The 23,410-nt window shown below is 74.7% G+C and carries 17 protein-coding genes; 6 read left to right on the forward strand and 11 right to left on the reverse strand.

Annotation, left to right across the window (positions count from 1 at the left end):
- The first annotated feature begins 11 nt into the window (after positions 1-11).
- Positions 12-1,790 (forward strand): DNA polymerase, encoded by a 1,779-nt coding sequence (locus tag F1544_RS11895; RefSeq protein WP_167585583.1) that lies wholly within the window; start codon positions 12-14, stop codon positions 1,788-1,790.
- 64 nt (positions 1,791-1,854) lie between these two features.
- On the opposite strand, the gene F1544_RS11900 is transcribed toward F1544_RS11895, so the two are convergent.
- The 4 genes from F1544_RS11900 to F1544_RS11915 all read right to left on the reverse strand — a co-directional run bounded on the left by F1544_RS11900 (position 1,855) and on the right by F1544_RS11915 (position 6,290).
- Entirely contained in the window at positions 1,855-3,219 is a 1,365-nt protein-coding gene (locus tag F1544_RS11900; RefSeq protein ID WP_167585586.1) for an ATP-dependent 6-phosphofructokinase, read from the reverse strand.
- A gap of 91 nt (positions 3,220-3,310) precedes the next feature.
- Complete coding sequence (locus F1544_RS25845; protein WP_167585589.1) at positions 3,311-3,670, reverse strand: GntR family transcriptional regulator; 360 nt, start codon at positions 3,668-3,670, stop codon at positions 3,311-3,313.
- 5 nt (positions 3,671-3,675) lie between these two features.
- Positions 3,676-5,790 (reverse strand): bifunctional copper resistance protein CopD/cytochrome c oxidase assembly protein, encoded by a 2,115-nt coding sequence (locus F1544_RS24420; protein ID WP_167585592.1) that lies wholly within the window; start codon positions 5,788-5,790, stop codon positions 3,676-3,678.
- A gap of 80 nt (positions 5,791-5,870) precedes the next feature.
- The gene (locus F1544_RS11915; protein WP_167585595.1) at positions 5,871-6,290 is read right to left on the reverse strand and encodes an ATP-binding protein; all 420 of its coding nucleotides are present in this window, start codon (positions 6,288-6,290) and stop codon (positions 5,871-5,873) included.
- A gap of 348 nt (positions 6,291-6,638) precedes the next feature.
- Between F1544_RS11915 and F1544_RS11920 the strand changes: the two genes are divergently transcribed.
- The 3 genes from F1544_RS11920 to F1544_RS11930 all read left to right on the forward strand — a co-directional run bounded on the left by F1544_RS11920 (position 6,639) and on the right by F1544_RS11930 (position 10,933).
- Positions 6,639-7,226: a MarR family winged helix-turn-helix transcriptional regulator gene (locus tag F1544_RS11920; protein WP_167585598.1), complete on the forward strand. Its 588-nt coding sequence runs from the start codon at positions 6,639-6,641 to the stop codon at positions 7,224-7,226.
- The gene (locus F1544_RS11925; protein WP_167585601.1) at positions 7,223-9,331 is read left to right on the forward strand and encodes an MDR family MFS transporter; all 2,109 of its coding nucleotides are present in this window, start codon (positions 7,223-7,225) and stop codon (positions 9,329-9,331) included. Before F1544_RS11920 ends, F1544_RS11925 begins: the two co-directional genes overlap by 4 nt.
- 159 nt (positions 9,332-9,490) lie before the next feature.
- Positions 9,491-10,933 (forward strand): glycoside hydrolase family 6 protein, encoded by a 1,443-nt coding sequence (locus tag F1544_RS11930; protein ID WP_167585604.1) that lies wholly within the window; start codon positions 9,491-9,493, stop codon positions 10,931-10,933.
- On the opposite strand, the gene F1544_RS11935 is transcribed toward F1544_RS11930, so the two are convergent.
- The 3 genes from F1544_RS11935 to F1544_RS11945 are packed head-to-tail and all read right to left on the reverse strand — an operon-like array spanning position 10,911 to position 15,662.
- On the reverse strand, positions 10,911-11,930 hold the full coding sequence (locus F1544_RS11935) for a glycoside hydrolase family 6 protein (RefSeq protein ID WP_167585607.1): 1,020 nt from the start codon (positions 11,928-11,930) through the stop codon (positions 10,911-10,913). The genes F1544_RS11930 and F1544_RS11935 overlap by 23 nt on opposite strands.
- Position 11,931: 1 nt before the next feature.
- On the reverse strand, positions 11,932-13,860 hold the full coding sequence (gene glxA / locus F1544_RS25850) for a radical copper oxidase GlxA (RefSeq protein WP_208971730.1): 1,929 nt from the start codon (positions 13,858-13,860) through the stop codon (positions 11,932-11,934).
- Positions 13,857-15,662: a glycosyltransferase family 2 protein gene (locus F1544_RS11945; protein WP_208971731.1), complete on the reverse strand. Its 1,806-nt coding sequence runs from the start codon at positions 15,660-15,662 to the stop codon at positions 13,857-13,859. Before F1544_RS11945 ends, glxA begins: the two co-directional genes overlap by 4 nt.
- A gap of 461 nt (positions 15,663-16,123) precedes the next feature.
- Between F1544_RS11945 and F1544_RS11950 the strand changes: the two genes are divergently transcribed.
- On the forward strand, positions 16,124-16,717 hold the full coding sequence (locus F1544_RS11950) for a hypothetical protein (RefSeq protein WP_167585610.1): 594 nt from the start codon (positions 16,124-16,126) through the stop codon (positions 16,715-16,717).
- A gap of 41 nt (positions 16,718-16,758) precedes the next feature.
- Entirely contained in the window at positions 16,759-18,120 is a 1,362-nt protein-coding gene (locus F1544_RS11955; protein WP_167585613.1) for an 8-oxoguanine deaminase, read from the forward strand.
- A 42-nt stretch (positions 18,121-18,162) separates the two neighbouring features.
- Here F1544_RS11955 and F1544_RS11960 read toward each other — a convergent pair whose 3' ends face one another.
- The 4 genes from F1544_RS11960 to F1544_RS11975 all read right to left on the reverse strand — a co-directional run bounded on the left by F1544_RS11960 (position 18,163) and on the right by F1544_RS11975 (position 23,379).
- Positions 18,163-20,043, reverse strand: a complete 1,881-nt coding sequence (locus F1544_RS11960) for a pectate lyase-like domain-containing protein (RefSeq protein ID WP_208971732.1) — start codon at positions 20,041-20,043, stop codon at positions 18,163-18,165.
- 125 nt (positions 20,044-20,168) lie between these two features.
- Entirely contained in the window at positions 20,169-20,552 is a 384-nt protein-coding gene (locus tag F1544_RS11965; protein ID WP_167585616.1) for a nuclear transport factor 2 family protein, read from the reverse strand.
- Positions 20,553-20,568: 16 nt separating this feature from the next.
- On the reverse strand, positions 20,569-21,873 hold the full coding sequence (locus tag F1544_RS11970; protein WP_308470029.1) for an MFS transporter: 1,305 nt from the start codon (positions 21,871-21,873) through the stop codon (positions 20,569-20,571).
- A 66-nt stretch (positions 21,874-21,939) separates the two neighbouring features.
- Positions 21,940-23,379 carry a dihydrolipoamide acetyltransferase family protein gene (locus F1544_RS11975; protein WP_167585619.1) on the reverse strand — a complete coding sequence of 480 codons (1,440 nt, stop codon included), beginning with the start codon at positions 23,377-23,379 and terminating at the stop codon, positions 21,940-21,942.
- Positions 23,380-23,410 lie beyond the last annotated feature (31 nt).

The raw sequence follows: 23,410 nt of genomic DNA on the forward strand, positions 1-23,410 counted from the left end.
ATGATGCGGCGGTGTCCCCGTCCGCGCCCGCTCCGGCCCTGCTGGTCGCCGACGGTCCCCCGACCCCCGGCGAACCGCTCGCCCTGGTCGTCCTGGCGCGCCACGGCGTCGGCCTCGCCTCCGCCCGCGGCACCTGGTCCGTCGCCGGTCCCCCGGCCCGGCTCGTGGCCGACCTCGAGGAGCGGCTGCACCCGCGGTGGGTGTGGTGGTCGGCGGCCGGCGCGGTGCGGGCGCTCGGCGGCGACGGCGCCCCGCCCGTGCACCTCGCGCGCTGCCACGACCTCGCCGCGGTGCACCGGCTCCTGCACGGCGGGTCGCGGGACGACCCGGCGGCGGTGTGGGCCGCCGCGGCCGGGCTGCCCGAACCCGCCGCGGGACGGCGCGGGATCGAGCCCCTGCACGGCACGGGCCTGCTCGACCTCGACGGCGGCAGCGACGACGCGCTCGACGAGCGGGGCCAGCTGTCACCCGCCTGGGCCGACGGCCGGGCCCTGGACGACGACCTCCCGCCCGCGCAGCTGCTCGCCCGCGCCGCCGAGCTGGCGGGCCTGGCGCTGCGCGCCGCGACGGCCCAGCTCGCCGCGGTCGCGGGGCTGCCCGAGCACCGGGTCTCCCCGGTCGGGGCACCGCTGGCCGTGCAGACCGCGCAGGCCGAGTCGGCGGCCGCGCTGCTGGCCGTCGAGCTGGAGGCGGTCGGGCTGCCGCTGGACCGCGGCACCGCGGAGGAGATCGTCGGGGCGGCCGTGGGGCCGCGCCCGCGCGACGCGGCCGACGACGTGCGGCTGCGCGCGGCCCGCGACGCCCCCGTCACGGCGCAGTTCGGCGGGTCGGCGCTCGACCTGCGCAACCCCGCCCAGGTCCTGGACGCCCTGCACGGCCTCGGGTTCGACGTGCCCGACACGCGCGCGTGGCGGCTGGAGCGCCTCGCCGGCGCGCACCCCGCGATCGAGGCGCTGCTGCGCTGGCGCAAGGCCGAGCGGCTCGCGACCACCTACGGGTACGGGTGGCTGGACCGCCACGTCACCGCCGACGGGCGGCTGCGCGGGGCGTGGTCGTCGGCCGACGCGGCCGCCGGGCGGATGACCGCGCAGGCCGGGCTGCACAACCTGCCCACGGAGCTGCGGCCCGCCGTCGCCGCCGAGGAGGGCCACGTCCTGGTGCGCGCCGACCTCGGCCAGGTGGAACCCCGGGTGCTGGCCACGGTGTCGCGCGACCCGGGCCTGGTCGCCGCGACCCTCGACGACGACCTGTACGCGCCCGTCGCGGCGGCGCTCGCCGCGGACCGCCCCACCGCGAAGGTCGCGGTGCTCGCCGCGATGTACGGGCAGACGTCGGGGACGGCCGGAGAAGCGCTGCGCCGCATGGAGAAGGCGTACCCGACGGCGCTGGCCTACCTGCGGGCCGCGGAGGCCGCGGGCCGGGAGGGCCGCGACGTGCGCACCTACGGCGGGCGGCTGCTGCGCCTGGCCGACGCCGCGGCCAGCGGCCCCGACGCGGCGTTCGCGTCCCGCGGCCGGTTCGCGCGCAACGCCGTCGTCCAGGGCGCGGCGGCGGAGCTGTTCAAGGCGTGGGCGGCCACCGTCCGCGCCGGGCTCGCGGGGACCGGCGGCCGGATCGTGCTGTGCCTGCACGACGAGCTGCTCCTGCACGTCCCGCGGGACGACGCCGACGCGGCGGTCGCGCTGCTGCACACCGCCCTCGCCCAGACCGCCCACCGCTGGGCCGCGGGCAGCGGCGTCCGGTTCGTCGCCGAGGTCGCGGTCGTCCGGCGCTGGTCGGAGGCGAAGTGACCCGGCGGACCCGCCGCCGGGCCACGTCAGAACACGGGCGGCTCAGGTCGCGAACCGCCTCAGGTCACTGACCGCCGAAGGCGGTCACGTCGTCGCCCGTGAACTCCCCGAACGACCACGGCTGACCCGTCGCCTCCAGCACCGACCACCACAGGTCGCCGTGCGGGTCGACCTGGTTGCGGGCCGAGACGGCCAGCGCGATGGGGATGTGCACGAACCGGCGGCGCCAGCGCCCCACGACCATGTTCGTCCGCCCGGCCATCGCGGCGTGGACCGCGGCGTGCGCCAGGCGGATGCAGTAGACGCTGTCGTAGGGGTTCGCGGGCACGCTGCGGATGACGTAGCTGGGGTCGATGTAGCGCAGGTTGAGGTCCATGCCGTGGGCCTCGAAGTCGTCGCTGATGCACTGCCGCAGCAGGCGTCCGACGTCCTGGAGCTTCTTGTTGCCCGACGCGTCGCGGCCGCCGTCGTCGTCGAACAGCTCCTGCCCGGCCCCCTCGGCCGCGACGATCAGCGCGTGGCCCTGGGCCTGCACCTTGGCGCGGAGGTTCTCGAGGAAACCACCCGGGCCGTGCAGCTGGAACGGCACCTCGGGGATGAGGACGTAGTCCGCGTCGTTCTGCGCGAGCGCGGCGTAGCAGGCGATGAAGCCCGAGTGCCGGCCCATGAGCTTCACGACGCTGACGCCGTTGGGGGCCGTGCGCGCCTCGACCTTCGCCGACCGGATCGACCGCGTCGCCTCGGAGAAGGCGCTCTGGAACCCGAAGCTCTGGTCGATGAACGGGATGTCGTTGTCGATGGTCTTGGGGATGCCCACGACCGCGATGCGCTGCTGGCGGGACTTGATCTCCGCCGCGATGCGCTGGGCGCCGCGCATGGTGCCGTCGCCGCCGATGACGAAGAGGATGGAGATGCCCATCCGCTCGAGCGCGTCGACGATCTCCACCGGGTCCTGCTGGCCGCGCGAGGAGCCGAGGATCGTCCCGCCCTCGCCGTCGATGTTCTGCACGGCCTCGGGGGTGAGGTCGACGACGTCGTGGCCGTAGCGCGGGATGAACCCCTGGTAGCCGTTGCGGAAGCCGTGGATGCGCCGCACGCCGTAGTGGGTCGTCAGCTCCGTGACGAGGCCGCGGATGACGTTGTTGATGCCGGGGCACAGGCCGCCGCACGTGACGATCCCGACGCGCACCTTGGACGGGTCGAAGAAGATCTTCTTGCGCGGGCCGGTGGGCTCCAGGCTCGGCAGGTCGGAGACGTCGCCGTCGCGGCTGCTGACCTTCGACAGCGTGTCGTCGAAGAGGATGCGGTCCGTCTCCTGGACGTAGTGCTGCGTCGTGCGACGGGCGTCCAGCCGGGGCGCCAGGGGCGAGTCCACGGTGCAGGCCCCCAGGGTCTCCACCGTGAAGTCGATGCCACTGCCGTTGTCCATGGGGGCGGTCTCTTCCTGTCCGGGCGGGCGTCGCGCCCATCATCGGGCACGCCGGGGCTCCGGGTGCCCACGGGGTCGCCCACCGGCCGCGTCAGCCGCGGAGCGCCGCCGTGACGTAGCGCAGGGCGTCCTCGGCGGGGACGCCGAGCTGCCGGACGCGGTGCGCGTAGGCCGCCGCGGCCTCCTGCGCCAGCCGCCCGGTCGCGTCGCCCTGCGGGGCGACGAAGGAGCCGTTGCGGCCGCGGGTCTCGATGAAGCCGTCGGCCTCCAGCTCCCGGTAGGCGCGCGCGACGGTGTTGGGGGCGATGCCGAGGTCGTCGGCGAGGCTGCGCACCGTCGGCAGCCGGGAGCCTGCGACGAGCGTCCCGGCCCGCACGCCCTCCACGAGGGCCGCCTTGAGCTGCTCGTAGGGCGGGGTCGGCGAGGCGCCGTCGATGACGAGGCGGTCCACCCCGCTCACCCCTGGGCCGGCGGCCGCGGTGCGTCCTGCGGCGCCTCGCGCCCCACCTGCTGCCCCGCCTGCCGACCCGCCTGCTGCCCCGCCCCGCGCGGCCCGTCGTGCTGCGCCAGCCGCTCGAGCATGGCGTTGTAGTCCTGCAGCTCGCGGCCGCCGTCGCGCTCGGCGGCGCGGTCGGCCCGGCGGTTCTCGCGGGTGTCCGAGCGCGACCACCCGATGGCGACGCCCAGGACGAGGACCAGCGTCGGGAACTCGCCGATGCCCCAGGCGAAGTCGCCGCCGCGCTGCTGGTCGGCGAGCAGGTTGGCCGTGGGGTCGATCGCGGAGAACCAGTCGGGCGCCAGCAGGTCGGTGCCCTGCATGAGCGCGACGCCGAAGAAGGCGTGGAAGGCCATCGTCGCGAGCAGCAGGATCAGGCGCATCGGGTAGGCGGGGCGGTGCGCCCCGGGGTCGACGCCGATGAGCACGGAGGCGAAGAGGAACCCCGTCCCGAGGAAGTGGAACATCATCAGCTCGTGCCCGACGTGGGTGCGCAGGGCGAGCTCGAACAGCGGCGAGTAGTAGAAGACGATGAGGCTGCCGCCGAAGAGGACGGCCGCCACGACCGGGTGGCCGAGCACCGCCAGGTAGCGGGAGTGCACGACCGTGAGCAGCCACTCCCGGGCCCCGCGGGAGCCGTCGTGGCGCCGCTTGAGCGTCCGCATGGCCAGCGTGACGGGGGCGCCCAGGACGAGCATGGGCGGCACGACCATCGCGAGCAGCATGTGCTGGAGCATGTGCGTGCTGAAGCTGACGCGGCCGTACGCGGCGGCCCCGCCGCTGGTCACGAAGAACAGCGACAGGCAGCCGAGGACCCACCAGATCGTCCGCCCGACGGGCCAGCCGTCGCCGCGGCGGTGCAGCCGGGCGACCCCGAGCAGGTACAGGACCAGGCACAGGCCGGCGATGCAGATCCACAGCAGATCCGGGGACAGCTGCGTGAACCAGCGGCCCACGGTCAGCGGCGGCGGGACGGCCTCGCCGAGCAGGTTCTCGGCGGCCGAGGCGGTCGGGTCGTCGTCGGGCACGGGGGTGGGGCTGCGGCTCAGCGCGACGCCCAGGCCCATCGCCGCGGACATGAGCAGGAGCTCGGCGACCGCGATGCGGGCGAAGGCCCGCCGCGACGTCGCCAGCACGGGCAGGGTCCGGCGGCGGTGCCAGACGCCGAAGGCCCCGAGGGCGACGAGCGCGACGACCTTGAGGACGACGAGCACGCCGTAGGAGGAGGACAGGGCCGAGAAGCTGCCGAGGCGGACGGCCGCGTTGAGCACCCCGGACAGGGCCACGGCGGCGAAGGCCCACAGCGCGATGAGCGAGTAGCGGCCCGCCACGGTCACGAGGTCGACGCTGCGCTCCCCCTTGGCGGTGGCGCGGCCGGTGAGCGGCACGACGAGCAGCAGCACCGCGAGGCCGCCGACCCAGACGCTGACGCCGACGAGGTGCATGGCGAGGGAGCTGACGGCCGTCTCGTGGGAGGCGGAGCCCGACGCGTGCCCGGACAGGGACAGCGGCAGCAGCGCGACGACGGAGGCGACGGCCCCGGCGGCGGCACCGCCGGCGCTGGTCACGGCGGCGCCGATGGTCGCGACGACCGCGGCCAGGACGGTGGTGACGAGCAGGGCGCGGCCGAGGTCGATCTGCTGCGCGAACTGCGCGAACTGCGCCCCGAACCCGGCGGCCCCCGGGGCCGCGCCGATCACGTCCATGGCGGTGAGCACGAGGACGAAGAGGGCGGCCACGGCCCACAGGCCCGCGGCGACCGCCCCGACCCGCACGGCGCGCGTCCACGCCGGGCTGGGGTGGGGCAGGACGACGGCGGCGACGACGAAGCCGCCGACGGTCAGCGCCGCGGCGAGGTCGTGGACGGTGCGGGCGATCGGCAGGCCGTAGCGCACGAGCGCGCCCGGGTCGCCCAGCACCGAGCGGTCGAGGCCGCCGGAGGAGGCGAGGGCGAGCAGGAGCACGGCGAGGGCGGCGCACAGGCTCGCGACGGCCGTCGCGGCACCGGCCGTCAGGGGGCTGGTGGTGGCGGGGGTCCCGGAGCGCTCGCGCGTTCCTCGCAGGGGGGCAGACACGTCACCAGGGTAGGTCGGCCTGCGCACCCCGGCGCGGGCCGGTCGGGTGCCGGGTCGGGGGCCCGGGGAGGAGCGGTGGCTCAGGCGGTGGCGCGGCCGGCGCGGACCGGGGCGAGGCCCGTGAGCACGTCGAACCAGACGGTCTTGCCGAGCGGGGACAGGTCGACGCCGTGGCGGTCGGCGAGCGCCTCGACGAGGGTCATCCCGCGGCCGGTGAGCGCGTCGGGGTCCAGGTCGCCGCGGTGCGGCAGGCGGGTGTTCTCGTCGCCCACCCCCACGCGGACGCGGGAGCCGACGCGGCCGAGGCGGAGGACGACCTCGCTGCGCCCGTGCAGGACGGCGTTGGTCACGAGCTCGGCGGTCAGGAGGAGGAGGGTGTCGACGACATCGCCGATGATCCCCTGCTCGATGCACCAGTCGGCGACCACGTGGCGCGCAGCGCGCGACGACGTGGGCTCGGGCGCCAGGGTGGTGACGCGCGACCAGTCCTCGAATGACACAGAGTGACTCTCCCGGTACATAGGGTCATTCGCCACGCTAGCGCAGGCGTCGGAGCGACGGGTGCCCCGGAGTGGCGTGACCTGAGCTGACATCGACGACCCCTCCGGAACGGTGCCCGTTGGCAACTTGTTGCGTGTAGCATCCAATGACAGGACCCTGGGGAGCAGCGCCCGAGGGGTACTTCGCGAGCGCGAGCTTGAGCGTTACACCACGCGAGCGACGCACGACCGCGCGACACACCACAGCACTCCTCCGGGCCACCCGGACGGGTGCGCTCCCTCCCGCACCACCGACCGACCCGAGGACCAGCCCCTGATGCTCCCCGCCTCCTCCCCGCAGGCGACCCGGTGACCACGGCCACCGACGCCCCGCGCGACACCGACCCGGCGGACCCCGCCGCCTGCCTGCCGCCCGGCAGCCGCCTCGCGGGTGGTCCGGTCGCGGGCCTCGCCGTGCAGCTGACCCGGCAGATCCGTGCCCTCCACGGGGTCAAGGCCGTGATGGCTCGTGACGAGACAGATGCGGAGCGGGCCATGCACACGGTCCTGCTCGTGCTGTCGGACACGGGGCCCCAGCGCGTTACCGCGCTCGCGGAGCGCCTCGCGACCGACCCGTCCACCACCAGCCGGCAGGCGGCCGAGCTCGTCAAGCGCGGGCTGCTGCAGCGCCTGCCCGACCCCGACGACCGGCGCGCCGGGCTGCTCGCCGTCACGAGCGAGGGTCTCGACGTCGCCCACGCCATGCGCGAGCGCCGCCACGACCTCCTCGCCCACGCGCTGCACGACTGGTCGGACTCCGACGTCGAGGCGCTGGGCGACTACCTCGGGCGCCTCGCGGACTCCCTCGAGCGCACCCGCACCGAGCTGACCACCGGCACCCGCCCCGCCACCCCCGGCCGACCCGCGGCCACCGACCACGTCGAGGAGACCGCATGAGCACCACCACCGCGGGGCCGGCGCCGACCGCCGCCCCGCAGTTCACCCACCGGCAGATCCTGGCGATCCTCTCCGGCCTGCTGCTGGGCATGTTCCTGGCCGCCCTGGACCAGACCGTCGTCGCGACCGCGATCCGCACGATCGCCGACGACCTCGACGGGTTCTCCCTCCAGGCGTGGGCGACGACGGCGTTCCTCATCACCTCGACGATCTCGACGCCGCTGTACGGCAAGCTCTCCGACATGTACGGGCGCCGCCCGTTCTTCATCGCGGCGATCGTCATCTTCGTCATCGGCTCCGCGCTGTGCGCGCTGTCGACCTCGATGTACATGCTCGCGGCCTTCCGCGCCCTGCAGGGCCTCGGCGCCGGCGGCCTGATGTCGCTCGCGCTGACGATCATCGCGGACATCGTCCCGGCCCGTGAGCGCGCCCGCTACCAGGCGTACTTCATGGCCGTCTTCGGCACCTCGAGCGTCCTCGGCCCCGTCGCCGGCGGGTTCTTCTCCGGCCAGGACACGCTCCTCGGCTTCACCGGCTGGCGCTGGATCTTCCTGATCAACGTGCCGCTCGGCGCGCTCGCCCTGCTCGTCGTGGTCCGCAACCTCAAGCTGCCCAAGCGCTCCACCAAGCACCGCATCGACTGGCCCGGCGCGCTCACGCTCGTCATGACCCTGGTGCCGCTGCTGATCGTCGCCGAGCAGGGCCGCATCTGGGGCTGGGGCGACACCAAGTCGCTGATCTGCTACGCCATCGGGGCCGTCGGCCTGATCGGCTTCCTCCTCGCCGAGCGCGCCTACGGCGACGAGGCCCTGCTGCCGCTGCGCATGTTCAAGGGCCGCACGTTCTTCGTCGGCAGCCTCGGCAGCCTGATCCTCGGCATGGGGATGTTCGGCGCCCTCGCCGTCCTGCCGCAGTACCTGCAGGTCGTCAAGGGTTCCTCGCCGACCGTCGGCGGGCTGCAGATGCTCCCGCTCGTCCTGGGCATCATGAGCGCGAGCTTCGCCTCCGGTCAGATCATCAGCCGCACCGGGAAGTACAAGCCGCTGCCCGTCGTCGGCACCGGCCTCATGGTCCTCGCGCTGTTCCTGTTCAGCCGCGTCGAGGCCGACACCCCGATCTGGCAGACGATGATCGTCATGCTGCTCATGGGCTGGGGCCTCGGCGGCAACATGCAGCCGATCATCCTGGCCGTGCAGAACGCCGCGAACCCCCGCGAGATCGGGGTGGCGACGTCGTCGGTCACGTTCTTCCGCCAGATGGGCGGGACGCTCGGCACCGCCGTGTTCCTGTCGATCCTGTTCTCCTCGCTCGGCGGCAACATCTCCTCGCAGTACCAGGCCGCCGCGGGCACCCCGGCGTTCACCGCGGGGCTGCAGTCGGCGAACCTCGACCAAGCCGGGCTGCAGCAGGTCCTGGCCCGCGCCACCGACAACACCTCGGTGCTGTCGACCCTGCCGGACGCGGTGAGCTACCCGTTCAAGCTCGGCTTCACCGACTCCACGAGCCTGATCTACCTCGTCGCCGCGCTCGTCATGATCATCGGCCTCATCACGATGTTCTTCCTACCCAGCATCCCGCTGCGCCGCACCACGGCGAGCTCCGCTCCCGAGGGCGCGGCCCCGCAGGCCGCCGAGGCCGGTGCCGCCCCGACCGCGGCCGCGGGGGCGCCCGTCTCCCCGACCGTGGACGGCCGGGCGGACACCGCCTCCTCCCCCGGGAGCGTGACCTCCCCGTCCGGGACCACGACCGCCGGGACGGACTCCACCTCGACCGCAGGTCCCACCGACCCGGCGGAGCTCGCCGAGCGCCTGGGCCGCGGCGTCCAGCGGGCGAAGGACGCCCAGCGCGCCGTCGTCGAGCTGGCCGAGGAGACCGCCCGCCGCGAGGCGGCGTTCGACGCGGCCGTCGCGGAGCTGCGCCACCTCGGCCTGGACGAGTCCTCCATCGAGGCCGCCCTCGGTGAGGACGCGGCGACCGTCCGCGGCCGCCACGCCGGCCACGTCGACCCCGCGCCGGCCCCGGCCGCCGCGCGGCCGTCCACCGGGGACATCCCCGCGGAGCGGATCCCCGCCCCGCAGCGCGACGCGCTGGGCGTGCAGCGCTGACGTCCGGCACTCCGCACGACGACGGCCCCCGGGGAACCCGGGGGCCGTCGTCGTCTCCGTGGCGTCGCAGGATCGTGGCGATCACTATGCGTATGTGCTTTGCTACTGCGCGTGCTTCACGGAACCGCGTCGTCCTCTCCCGCAGCGTCTCCGGCCCGGGTGCGGCGTCGCGGCCGGCACCGGTCCGCCTCCCTCACCCCGGCGCTGCTGGCGCCCGCCGTCCTCGCCGCCGCCGCCGTCCTCGCGCCCGCGGGCGCGACGGCGGCACCCCAGGTGCAGCGCCTCGCCCGGGCCACGCCGGGCGTCGAGGCCGAGCGCCTGGCGCTGCCCTCCTCGGCGGGGCTCGTCACTCAGGAGGCCGGGGCCTCCGGCGGTGCCGGGCTGCTGATCTGGTCGGACGCCGCGGCCACGGGTCCCCTCACGACGAGCGCCGCGACGTCCGGGCTGAGCGTCGTCGCCCGCGGCGACCAGTGCCAGGGCGCCCCGAGCATGACGGTGAGCGTCGACGGTCGCGCCGCGGGAACCGTCGCGGTCGCCGCCACCACGTGGACGAGCTACGCGCTGCCCGGCAGCTGGGGTCCCGGGGCGCACCGCGTCTCCGTCGCCTTCGGCAACGACGCGCAGGCCGCCGGCTGCGACCGCAACCTCCGCGTGGACCGGGTGTCCATGCCGGCGACCGCCTCCGCACCGGTGCCGCCACCCGCCACCGCCCCCGTGACCGGCAGCCCGCTGGCCGGTGCCCGCTTCTGGGTCGACCCGAGCTCCAACGCCCGCCAGGAGGCGGCCCGCCGCTCCGATGACGCGGCCGCGCGCACGGCCCTGCTGCGCATCGCCGACCAGCCGAACGCCGAGTGGATCGGCGACTGGGTGCCCACGTCCTCGGTCGCCTCGCGCGTCGCCTCGGTCGTGGCGGCCGGGCGCAGCGCAGGGACGGTGCCCGTCCTCGTGCTGTACGCGGTCCCCCACCGCGACTGCGGCAGCTACTCCGCCGGCGGCCTGCGCGACACCGCGGCCTACGCCGCCTGGGTGCGGCAGGTGCGCGCCGGCCTGGGCACGGGCCGCGCGGTCGTCGTCGTCGAACCCGACGCCCTGGCGCAGCTGGACTGCCTGCCGAGCGACGCCGACCGGCGGGCGCGCACCGCGGCCCTGAAGGACGCCGTCGGCGTCCTCGCCGGCGCCCCGGGTGCCGTCACCTACCTCGACGCGGGGACCTCGCGCTGGATCGCCGCCGACGCCATGGCGCAGCGGCTGCGCGACGCGGGCGTGGCGCAGGCCCGCGGCTTCTCGCTCAACGTGTCGAACTTCGGCTGGACCGACGCGGAGGCCGCCTACGGCGACCAGCTGGTCGCGCGGCTGCCCGGCAGCCACTACGTGGTCGACACCAGCCGCAACGGGCGCGGGCCCGGGGACACGTGGTGCAACCCCGCCGGGCGCGCCCTCGGCCCCGTCCCGACGAGCTCCACGGGCCGGGCGAACGCCGACGCCTACCTCTGGGTCAAGCGCGTCGGGGAGAGCGACGGCGAGTGCGGCCGCGGCGAACCCGCGGCGGGCACCTGGTGGCCGGACTACGCGATCGGGCTCAGCCTGCGGGCGGCGGGCTGACGACCGGCGCGGACCTCGCCAGGGAGAGGGCGTACTCCGGCCACCACACGCCGGCCGCGGGCTGTCCCTGACCGCAGGCGCCGTCGGAGTCGCCGGGCTGCTTGACCCACAGGTGCGCGTCGACGCGCCCGTCGCCCGTGTCGGTGGTGGGCGGGGTGCCCAGCGCGCGGCCGGGCGGGTTGCACCACGTGTCCCCGGGCCCGTTCCCGTTGCGCCCGGTGTCGACGACGAAGTGCGCGCCGCCGAGCAGGTCGGACAGCCCGTGCCCGTAGGCCGTGCTCGCGGCGGTCGTCTCGAAGTTCGCGACGTTCAGCGAGAACCCCGCCGTGCGGGCGATCCCCGCCGCCGAGAGCTGGTCGGCGAGGGCGGAGCGGTCGCCCACCCAGGAGGCGTTCCCCGCGTCCAGGTAGGTGCGGACGCCCGGGTGCCGGGCCAGCGTGTCGACCGCCGCGTTCAGCAGCTGCAGGCGCGTGGCGCGGTCGACCGGGACCTGCTCGCACCCCTCGATCAGGTGGGGCACCGCGTCGGGCTCCAGGACGACGACGGCCCGCGCGTCACCGAGGCCCGCGGCGACCGCGCCGACCCACGCGCGGTAGGCGTCGGCGTCGGCGGCCCCGCCGGCCGAGAACTGACCGCAGTCGCGGCCCGGCAGGTTGTAGAGCACGAGGACGGGCACCGCGTCCGCGGCGGCCGCGGCCTGCACCAGGGCGGCCGCCGACCCACCCGGGTCCGCCTGCTGCCCCGCGAACCACACGGCCGTCGGCTGCCCCGCGATGCGCTGCAGCACCGCGGCGTCGTCCACCCGGCCCTGCGCACGCCAGCTCGCGACCTGCTCGGCCGCGTGGCTCGCCGGGTTCACGTGCAGGCGCGCGCCGGCCAGCGGGCCCGGCTCCGCCGCCGGTGCCCCGGCCGTGCCGCTGCCGTCCGAGCACCCGGCCAGCAGCAGCACCGCGACGGCCGCGCTCAGCAGCGCGCGGCCGGCACCGCGAGGACCCACGTCAGGCCACCTGGACCCAGCGGGCCACGGAGGGGACCCCGCGCGCGTCGAGGAGGAACAGCATGTACCAGCCCGACGGCGCGATGCCCTCCTGCGGCCCCAGCGTCAGGTCGTAGCCCCCGGCCGACGGCGTGACGTCGAGCGCCACGGACCGCTGCTCGGTGTCGGTGACGTGCGTGACGGCGCTCGGGCGGATGAGGCGCGCGGAGGTGACGGCGTCGGAGGAGCCGACGTGGAACGTGGTCCCGCGCTGCACGGCCGCATCCGGCACGCTGTCGATCACGGGCCGCCCGCCACCCTGGTGCAGGTACGGCGGCGTGTAGATCTCCAGCCGCTGCTCGAACGTCCCGGGCATCGTGTTGTCCGCGTCGGAGTACAGGGGGTCCGAACCCAGCGTCAGCACCCGCCCGTCGGGCAGCAGCAGGGCTTCGGAGTGGTAGTTCCGCCCGACGTGCGGGCTCGCGGCCGCGCTGAAGGTGCCGCTGTCGGGGTGGTAGATCTGCGCCAGGTGCAGGTCGCTGTCGTCCATGCCGCGGTACTTCTCCGACCCGCCGGTGGTCAGCACGGTGTCGTCCGGGAGGACGGCGGCGCTGAGGTACCGCGTGGGCGAGGGCAGGTCCGGTCCGGGCGTGTAGGCGGGGTCGGGGCGGCTGAGGTCGACGATGTCGGTGCGCGCCGTGGTGTCCATCGAGTCACCCACCCCGCCGCCCCCCATGATCATGACCTTCTGGTCCTGGGCGGGCGGCAGCAGCACCGAGGTGCTGGTCTCGTTCATGCCGGGGTCGCGCAGACCGGGTACGGGCTGGAAGCCGTTGTCGTGCAGGTCCCAGACGCCCGGCTGGCGGCCGGCCGTGGCCGAGCCGTACCCGGCGTTGGAGCCGCTGTAGAACAACCGGTCGTCGGCGAGGCGGAACAGCGCCGGGTAGGTCGGGAAGTACCGGTTCAGCTCGGGCTTGTCGAACCACCGGCGGGCGGACTGCTCGAACACCTCGTTCTGGCCGTCGAGGACCACCCCGTGCTGGTCGAGACCCGACACGGCCATGACGTTGCCGCCCTCGACGGAGATCAGCGTCGGGTACCAGCGCGACTCCTGCAGCCGGCCGGTCGGGACGTAGCGCTCCTGCTGCACGTCGAACTCGTAGGAGGCGTCGAGGCCCTGGTACTCCTGCTTCTCCAGGGTCATCTTGTCGGCGACCCCGTAGACGGTCGACGGCTGGCCCGCCACGGTGAACTGCGTGGGCTGGGGCAGGACCGAGCCCCGGCCCTCCTCCACGGCCTCGGCCCAGACCTCGGTCTGGGAGGCGTGCACCATCGTGGCCCCGTCCATCCGCATCTTCTCGGCCGGCTGCAGGACGGCGTCCTCGGTGGTGCGGTAGCGCAGGCCCGTCGCGGTGACGAGCTCGGTGCCCTTGGCCAGCGACACCGGCCGGGAGTCCGGCGACTCGTTCTTCAGGACGACGGGACCGGCCGCGTTGCGGACCTCGCCGGCCAGCACCTCGTAGCGCCGGGTGCCGCCCGCGATGAGGAGGTTGCCGTTCGGCAGGAAGGCGTGCCCGCCGCAGAACATGTCCTCCGGCGTGGGGACGTCCTCGTAGGTGTCGGTCGCCGGGTCCCACAGGATGCTCTTGAACGTGCCCGCCGCGAACTGCTTCGTGTCGTTGCCCGACCCGGCGATGATGAGCATCTTCCCGGTGTAGAGCATCGCGGCGTGGATGGCGTTGACCTTGAACTCGTCGGGGACCTCGACGACCGACCAGGACCCGTGGGTCGCCTGGTAGTCCGGGCGGGACGCCTGGTAGGCGGCGACGGCGCTCGACGCGGTCGAGGCCACGAACGAGCCGTTCACCGCGACCAGCGCGACGGCCGTCGCGCCGACGAGGGCGGAGTTGCGGATCCGGCGGCGCAGCGGGGCGCGGCGGGAGGTCTTCACGAGCGGTTCTCCTGGGCGGTGGTGGTGGTGGTGGTGGTCCGGGCGGTGCTGGTGGCGCCGACGAGGGCTCCCCGGTCGAGGCGGTGCCGCGGTGCGGGGACCTCGGGCAGCGCGACGGTCCGCGGCTGCCGGGGACGCTGCCGGCGGGCTGCGGCGGACAGGACCGGCGGCAGCACGCAGACGAGCAGGGCGAGGTAGGCCCAGAACCGCATCATCGGGTGGTCGTGGCCGAGGACCTGGCTGACCGCCAGCGACGCGGTGAGCAGGGCCGCCCAGCCGAGGTGCATCCGGAACGTGTGCAGTCCGTCGACCGAGGAGCGGCTGCCCTTCGGGGTGATGGTGAACCCGCCGCGCCGGCCGGTCACCGCGCGGACGAGCGCGTTGACGTAGAGCGGGGCGGCGAGGACGGACATGAACATGCCGCTGATGCCCGAGGACCCCTCCTCCTCGTGCGGGCTGACGTTGTGGTGGCGGTTCCAGAAGTAGATGCCGACCTGCAGAGCGGCCGCGTTGACGTAGAGCATCAGCCACATCTGGGTGGCGACGACGACGCCACCCGCCCCCGTGAGGAGGTAGGCGACGATGTTGAACATCCCGAGGACCCAGGAGATCGCCGCGGACGGGTAGTAGGACATCAGGAGGCCGTAGTGCACCAGGCGCCGCAGCGGCAGGCGCCGGGCCAGGCGCGGGAACGAGCGCAGGAGCACCTCGTCGGTGCCCTGCGCCCAGCGCTGCTGCTGCGTGAAGTAGTCGCCCCACGACGTGGGGCCCTCCCCGACCGCGAGGACGTCCGCGGTGTAGACGGAGCGCCACGGGGCACCCGTGGCCGGGTTCCGGTCCGCGTGCCACGCGAGGCTCGTCGCGGCGTCCTCGGTGATCGAGTCCTGCAACCCGCCGATGGCGCGCAGCGCCGAGATCCGGACCGCGTTGTTGGTGCCGACGAACATCGCGGCCCCGAAGCGGTTCGCGGCGCGCTGCAGCACGGAGTGGAACAGGTACTGCTGGCTCTCCGCCCCGCGGGTCACGAAGTTGTCGTAGTTGCCGTAGACCTGCGGCCCCACGACGAAGGCGACGTCGGGGTCGGCGAAGAACCCCACCAGGCGCTCGGCGAAGTTCGGCAGCGGGACGTGGTCGGTGTCGACCGAGACCCACACGTCGTAGCCGTCGCCCTCGGCGTCGAGCCAGGCGTTGTAGTTGCCGTGCTTGGTCTTCGCCTTGTACGTGCCCGACGGCTGGTTCCACCGCTCGACGCCCTCGCGCGAGAAGTGGCGGACCCCGAGCTCGGCGCACATGGCCCGGACGGCGGGGTCGTTCCCCTCGTCGAGCAACCACACGTCGTACAGGCCCTCGTGCCGGACCTCGAGCGCGGCCACCAGCGTCCGTCGGGCCAGGTCGAGGGGCTCCTTGCTCGGGACGATGGTGGTGATGAACGCGACGCGGAGGTCGCCCGCCGGCCGCACCGGCTCGACCTCGCGGGCGTTCACGGTCGCGAGGGCGAGGGTCGTGACGTTGAGCAGGCGCAGGAGCTCGATCACCCCGATGGAGGCCACCGACGCGAGGCTGACCCAGTGCAGCCAGGAACCGTCGGCCTGGGGCAGGTGGCTCGGGTGCAGGAGCCAGAGCAGGAACACGAGTTCGCAGGCGATGGCCGCCAGGACGAGGGCGCGGCCGGCACCCGCCCGCCAGCCCCGCGTCAGCGGACGGAAGGTGACGCGGTCACCGGTACCGGACCAGCGGCGCTGGTCGCCGGTGAGCCGGCTGTACTCCTCGTAGGGGTAGGCGGGGTCGAAGCGACGGCTCATCGAGCCACCGACCCGGAGCCGGGGGGAACGGGAGCGGCGGGACGGGGGACGGGCAGAGCGACCGTGAGCGCGGGGGCGGCCACGGGCGGGCGAGCAGGCATGGAGGATCCCGGGAGGACGGAGCGGAAGGACCCGCCCCTTCGGCACGGCCCGCGACGGCGGGGCAGGGGCGGTGATGTCGAGGAAGCCGGTGACGGTGGACCGCGTGACGACTCAGCGGTCACCGCGGGCTGTTGCACGGCTGGGAGAATGCTAAGACGCGCAACCAGATCGCGCCACATGACCGTGCGTCACCGAGCTGCTGCGCTCAGTGCCAAAGGTGTTGCACCGCAGGGCGTGCCGGGAGTCGTCCGTGGCGATGGGCCGCCCGCGGGCGTCGCGGCGAGGACGCGTCGACGCTCCCCGGTCGCGCGGGTGCGAGACCATCCACGTGCCCGAACTCGTCGACGAAGGAGAAGGACATGCCAGGAGCACTACCCGCCGCGGAGGTCCTCGCCGAGGCGATCGCCATGACCGGTTCCGGGGAGCGGCTCGGACCCGTCGTCGACCTGCAGCCCCGGGGGGCGGAGGAGCCCGAGTGGGCGTGGGTGCAGACGGGGATCACCGACTCCGACGTGCGCCTCGTGCCGCTGTCGGGCGCGAGCTACCACGAGGGCGGGCTCGTCGTCGCCGTCAGCAGCGCCCAGGTCGACCGGTCTCCCCGCCACCCCGCTGGGACCGACCTCACCGCCGCGGCGCGGGAGGCGCTGGCTCGCCACTACGAGGTGCCGCTCGACGAGTCCCGTCCGGCGGCCACCGGTGCCGCCCCGTCGGTCGCTCCCACGATCACCCCGGACGTCGCCACGGAGATCGTCCCGGAGATCGCCCCGGAGATCGCCCCGGCATCACCGGAGCACGCGAACGGCCCGACGCCCGTCCGCACGGCGCCGGCACCGGAACCGCGGCCGGAGCCGGCACCCGAGCCGCGGCCGACGGCGGCCGGCGGACCGGACGGGCTCGCCGCGAGGGCGCTCTCGGTCGTGCGGGCGGCGGTGGCCCTCCTGCGACGCCGCTAGGCGCCCGGGTCCGGACGAGCGCCCTGCGGCAGGATGCCCGCATGCCCGACCTCCTGCTGACCGGCGCCGCGATCGCCACCGTCGACGCCGCCGGCACGGAGCACGCCGTGGGCCACGTGCTGCTGCGCGACGGTGTGGTGGCCACCGTCGGCGCGGGCGAGGCGCCGCGCGAGCTGCGGGCCGGCGACGTCCGGATCGTCGACGCCACCGGGTGCCTCGTGACCCCGGGGCTCGTGAACACCCACCACCACCTCTACCAGTGGGCCACGCGGGGTTTCGCGGTCGACGAGGGGCTGTTCGCCTGGCTGACGACGCTGTACCCGATCTGGGCCCACCTGCGGGCCGACGACGTCGAGGCCGCGGCGCGCGCGGGTCTGGCCCGGCTCGCGCTGACGGGGTGCACGACCACCACCGACCACCACTACCTGCACCCGCGCGACGGGGGCGACCAGCTCGCGGCGAGCATCGCCGCGGCCGCGACGGTGGGGCTGCGCTTCTCGCCCACCCGCGGGTCGATGGACCTCGGGACGTCGGCGGGCGGGCTGCCTCCGGACTCGGTGGTGGAGGACGTCGACACCGTCCTGGCGGCGACGGCCGACGCCGTGCGGCGCCACCACGACGCCTCACCGGGGTCGATGGTGCGCATCGGCGCCGCGCCGTGCTCACCCTTCTCGGTGACCCCGGACCTGCTGCGCCAGACCGCGGCGCAGGCCGCGGAGCTCGGGATCCGCCGGCACACCCACCTCGCCGAGACCGCCGACGAGGAGGAGTTCTGCGCCCGGACGTTCGGCCGGCGCCCGGTGGAGGTCCTCGAGGACCTCGGCTGGCTGGGCCCCGACGTGTGGCTCGCGCACTGCGTCCACCTGTCCGACGCGGACATCGCCACGCTCGCGCGGACGGGGAGCTCCGTCGCCCACTGCCCCAGCTCCAACGCGCGCCTCGGCGCCGGGATGGCCCGGGCCCGGGACCTGCTCGACGCGGGGGTCCCCGTCGGGCTCGGGGTGGACGGCGCGGCCTCCAGCGAGCAGGGCGGCCTGGCCGACGAGCTGCGGCAGATGGTCTACACGGCACGCCTGCGCGGCGGGCCGACCGCCATGGCGGCTCGCGATGCGCTGCGCGCCGGGACGTCCGGGGGTGCGGCCTGCCTGGGCCGCTCCGACGAGATCGGCTCGCTCGAGGTCGGCAAGCGCGCCGACGTCGCCGTGTGGGACCTGACCGGCCTCGGCCACGCCGACCTCGACGACCCCGTCGTCGCCCTCGTCATCGGCCCCACGCCGCCGCTGCGGCTGTCGACGGTGGAGGGCCGGGTCGTCGTGGAGGACGGCGAGCTGCGCACGACGTCGGAGCAGCAGGCGGTCACCGACCTGGTCGCCGCCCGGAAGCGGCTGCTGAAGCGGGTCTGACGGGAGCGGCCGGGACGGTGCCCCGGCCGCTCCCGTCGCCGGTCAGGGCGTCGGGTAGTCGACGACGATGCTCGGCCCCTGGAACTCCGGGGTCACCGCCGCGCCCACGCCGTTGACCACGTGGTCGATCGTCCCCGCCTTGTTCAGCGAGATCGTCGTCAGGTCGTGCAGGCGCACGCCGGGCCTGACCGGGACCTCGAAGGCGTTCGTGGCGTGCAGCGTCGGGTCCACGTTCGTGAAGATGTAGCTGCCCAGCCCCCACGCCTCGTGGGTCCGGACCCGGTCGCCCACCTTGTACGCGGCCCAGCCGTCCACCCCGTCGTGCCGCCACGCGGCCTGGTTCGGCGCGTCGTAGGGCAGTTCGTTCTGGTAGAACACCGTGCGCCCGCGCTCACCGTTCCAGACGGTGTTGTAGCGCTGGAAGTGCTCGACGAACAGGCCCGTGGCCGTGACGTCGTTCCCGTTGACCACCACGCCGGTGTCGGCCGTGTTCACCGTCCAGCCGACGCCCTCGCCGTGGTCGGCGCGCCACACCCACAGGTCGTCCAGCAGGACGTGGTCGCTGTTCACCTCGAGGCTCACGTCGGCCTTGCCGACGTGCGGCCCGCCGATGCGGAAGAACACGTCCTGCAGCGCGGTCGGGTCGGCCGCGCTGCCCCGGTGCTCGCCGCCCTTCCCGTGCTTCGACCCCACGCGCAGCAGGACGGGCGAGTTCACCGGCCCGGCGTCGAAGGTGACCCCGGCGATGTCGACGCCCCGGACGTCGGCGACGGTCATGGCGGGCGCGCTGCTCTGCGCCGTCAGGGTCGCGAGGCCGAGGCCCAGCACCACGGTGCCGGCCCGCTTGACCGCGAGGCTCGTGGCGACGTCGTACACGCCGGGCGTGAGCAGCAGGTGCTTGCCCTGCGCGAGCGCGGCGTTGATCCTCGCCACGCTGTTGGAGGGGCGCGCGACGAACACGTCGCGCATCGGGACCGAGCGGCCGGGGGTGTGGCCGCCCTGCCAGCTGGTGCCCTTGGTGTTCGTCCGCGCGCTCGGGACGAACAGGTTCCAGGCCCCCGCCCCGTCGACGTAGAGGTAGGGCTTCTCCTTCGACACGGGCGTGGTGGCCAGGGTCGTGTACGGGCCCGGGACGCCCGGGACACCGAAGGACTGCGGCGGCACGGCCCCGACGTCGCCGGAGAAGACCTGGTTCCAGACGCCGTTGCTCCAGCCGTCGAGCGAGGAGTTGCGCGTGTAGTACTGCTGCTGCCCCCCGTTGATGACGCTGCCCCCGCTGAACGCGGAGTCGGCGATGAAGCCGCCGCTGGCGTAGGAGGGCTGAGAGTTGTAGTCGAACAGGAAGACGTCACCGCCGGTCAGGTCGACCCGGCGCATGGGCGCCGCCTGCGACGCGGCCCAGAACTCCGGGTTCCCCTTCGGCGGCAGGGCGATGCGCAGGTTGGACAGCGAGCGCCAGAAGTTGTTCAGCGCGGTGCAGCTCTGCTCGCCCTCCGGGGTGGTCTCGCACTGGTTGTACACGTCGATGGAGCCGTTGATCGTGACGTCACCGGGGTCGCGCCCGAGGCCCGCGACCTCCGTGTAGTAGCCCACCTGGAAGCGCAGGGGCTCGGCGGGTGTGCCGTAGGTGCCCGGCTTGAACAGCAGCGCGTAGCGCTCGCGCCCGAACTGGTTGCCGACCTGCTGCGCCGCGATCGCGTCGACGCGGGCCTGGATCTGGGCCGTGGTCATGCTCGGGTCGAAGACGATGGTGTTCGGGCCGAGGTCGGGGGCCGCCGCGGGGCGGACCGGGGGCCGGCCGGCGTCCGCGGCGCCGAGCGCGGGCGCCGCGGCGACCGAGGTGAGGGCACCGGCGAGGACGACCGCCGAGAGCAGGGAGGCGCCGCGGCGTGCGGCGGCGGGACGGGACAGGGCTGGGAACACGGGAACCACCTACGGGTAGGTCGCGACGACACCGTCGCGACGCTGGTCGGTGGCCGCAACGTACCCCCACCTCGTCACGCAGCGCACCCCCACGGGAGCCGCTCGTGACCAGCGCCCGGCGGTGGTCAGGCGGCGTTCCCACCCGCCCAGGAGACGTCCCCGGAGAACGTGGAGAAGTCCAGCCACAGGTACCGGTAGGCGCGGCTGCTGAAGACCCACCCGGCGTCGGTGCGCCGGAACGTGTCCGTCCAGACGCCGTGGGTCCGGTAGAACTTCCCCCCGCCGCTGGCGGCCTCCTGGCACAGGGACCGGGCGGTGGCGGTGTCCCCGTCGACCTCGACGACGCCCGGGAAGATGAACTGCACGAAGTGCTCGCGCTCCTCGCGGAGGCCGCGGAACAGGGCGGTGATCTCCTGCACGCCCTCGGCTCGCCGCTCGAAGGGCTGGCCCTCGCTGCCGCCGATCACCCAGGTGGCGTCCTCGGCCCACAGGGTGGGGGGACGCCTCAAGGCCGCCCGCGTCCGGTCAGCCCGTCGCGACGAGTGCGCGGCGCCGCAGCAGGTAGGCCCCGGCCGCGAGGGTCCCGAGAGCCAGCCCGGCCGCGCTCAGCACGACCGAGACGTGGATCCCCACGAGGGCCCCGAACAGGCCGATGGTCACGCCGCTGCCGACCTTCAGCCCGCCCGAGGCCATCGAGTAGACGCCGACGGCCTGGCCGCGGGTGGCGGGGTCGGCCCGCAGCTGGACGACGGTCTGGGTCACCGACGTGGAGACGAGGTTCGCGACCCCGCCCACGACCAGCAGGGCCACGGCCAGCGCCAGGCTGCCGGTGACGGCGAACCCGGCGATCGCCCCCGCGAACACCAGCGTCGAGACGACCCCCACGCCGATGCTGGGCCGCAGCCAGCCGGTGGCCTCCAGGACGAGGCCCCCGACGACACCGCCGAGCCCGTTGGCGAACAGCAGGAGGCCGTAGGTGGAGTCCGCGCCGGCGCGGCCGAGGGACTCCGCGAACTCCGGCATGACCGTCTGCAGCGCCGAGCCTACGAAGAACGACGTCAGGCCCGCCACCACCACGGCGCCCGCGATCGCCGGGTCGCGCGTGACCGTCCCGATCGAGCGCAGCGCGGCCAGCGCGCCCAGGCGCTGCCGGGCGGGGAAGCCCTCGCGGGTGTGGCCCGTGAACCGCGTGCGCAGCATGAGGACCGTCAGCGGCAGGTAGATCGCGGCGTTGGCGAAGATGCCCGCGGTCGGGCCCATCCCGAGCAACAGCGCGGAACCGACGACGGGCCCGCACAGCACCCCGAGGCTCTGGAACGTCGAGTTGAGCCGGACCGCGCTGGGCATCTCCTCGCGCCCGACGAAGTCCTGCAGCAGCAGCTGCTCGGCCGGGCGCCACAGCGCACCGGCCGTGCCGTGCAGGACGAGCAGCACGCAGGCCGCGGGGATGCTCAGCGTCCCGGTGACGAACAGGACGCCCCACGCGAGCGAGACGGCCATGAACAGCAGCTGCGCGACCTGGACGACGCGGCGGCAGTCGTAGCGGTCGGCGAGCCCGCCGAACGTCACGGACAGCAGCAGGAACGGCGTCCAGTGGCTGATCACCTGGAACCCCGTGAGCGCCGGCGAGTGGAACGTCTGCCACAGCACCCAGTACGTGATCACGTGCTCGAGGTTGTCGGCCATCATCGCGAGCATCGCCCCGACGAGGTAGGGGCCGCAGTCGCGGTTGCGCAGCGCGGCGAACTTCCGCGGCGCCGCGGCGGGCGGGGCGACGGCGGGGTCCCCCGCCGCCGACGGGGCGGGCTCGGGACCGCAGGAGGCGCACACGCCGGTACCTCTCGACTCGCCTGCACCCCGGGCAGTTGCCCGGGGCACGAACACCGTAGGGGGTGCTCAGGTCCAGGCGAGCGCGCGGACCGGATCCTCGAGGACGGCCGCGATGTCGGCGAGGGCGCGCGAACCGCTCTCCCCGTCCAGCATCCGGTGGTCGATGGACAGCCCCAGGGTGACCGTCAGGCGCGGCTTGACCTTGCCTTTGTGGACCCACGGCCGCTCGGCGATCTTCCCGACGGCCAGGATCGCCGCCTCGCCCGGGTTGAGGATCGGCGTCCCCGTCTCGATGCCGAAGGTGCCGACGTTGGTGATCGTGATGGTGCCCTCGGACAGGTCCTTCGGGGTGGCGCGGCCGTCCCGCGCGGTCGCCGTGAGGGCGCCGAGGGCGATCGCGAGCTCCTTCATCGTCATCTCGTCCGCGTCCTTGACGTTCGGGACGAGCAGGCCGCGGGGCGTGGCGACGGCGATGCCGAGGTTGACGTAGTTCTTCACGACGATGACCTGGTTCTGCTCGTCCCAGGTCGAGTTGATGTCGGGGTTGCGCTGCACCGCGACGATGAGGGCCTTGGCCACGAGCAGCAGCGGGGAGACCCGCACGCCCTCGAACTCCCGGTCCTGCTTGAGCAGCTGCACCATCCGCATGGTGCGCGTGACGTCGACGGTCGTGAACACCGTGACGTGCGGGGCGGAGAAGGCGCTCTCGACCATGGCCGCGGCCGTGGCCTTGCGGACCCCGCGGATCGGGACGTGGCGCTCGCGCGGGTGGCGCTCGACGCGGCGCTCGGGTTCGGCGGGGGCGGCCGGGACGAGGGCCAGGACGTCGGCGCGCGTCACCGTCCCGCCGGGGCCGCTGGCCCGGGCGCGGCCGAGGTCGACGCCCAGGTCGCGCGCGAGCTTGCGCACGGGCGGCTTCGCGAGGACGTGCACGGCGGCCACCGGTTCCGCGGCCCGGGCGCCGGGCGCCTGCGCACCGAGCTCGTCGGCGTCCGCTCCCGGCCGCGGGACGAGCTCGGGCTCGCTGACCTCGAGCGGGGTGAGGTCGGACGCCGGTGCCTGCGGAGCTGGCGCCTGCGGGGCGGGGGCCTGGGCAGCGGCGGCAGCCTGCTGAGTGGCGGGGGCCTGCTCGGCGGCTGGGGCGCTGCCGCGGCGGCGCCGGCGGGACGGGGCCTCGCGGGTGCCGTAGCCGACCAGCGTCGCACCGGACCCCTCCTCCGCCTCGCCCTGCGGCGCGGCGTCGGCGGGCGCCGCCGGGGCGGTCCCGTCGCCGACGACGACGATCGTGGCCCCGACCTCGACGGTCTCCCCCTCCGCGGCCAGCAGCTGCTCCACGGTCCCCGCGTAGGGGCTCGGGAGCTCGACGAGCGACTTCGCGGTCTCGATCTCCACGAGGACGTCGTTCACGGCGACGACGTCGCCGACCTGGACCTTCCAGGAGACGATCTCGGCCTCGGTGAGGCCTTCACCGACGTCGGGCAGGGAGAAGCGCTGGGGACCGGGCACAGTTCCTCGGAGTTTCGGGTCGGGGTGGGGG

The organism is Kineococcus rubinsiae (assembly GCF_011839805.1).
Taxonomy (GTDB): Bacteria; Actinomycetota; Actinomycetes; order Actinomycetales; family Kineococcaceae; genus Kineococcus; species Kineococcus rubinsiae.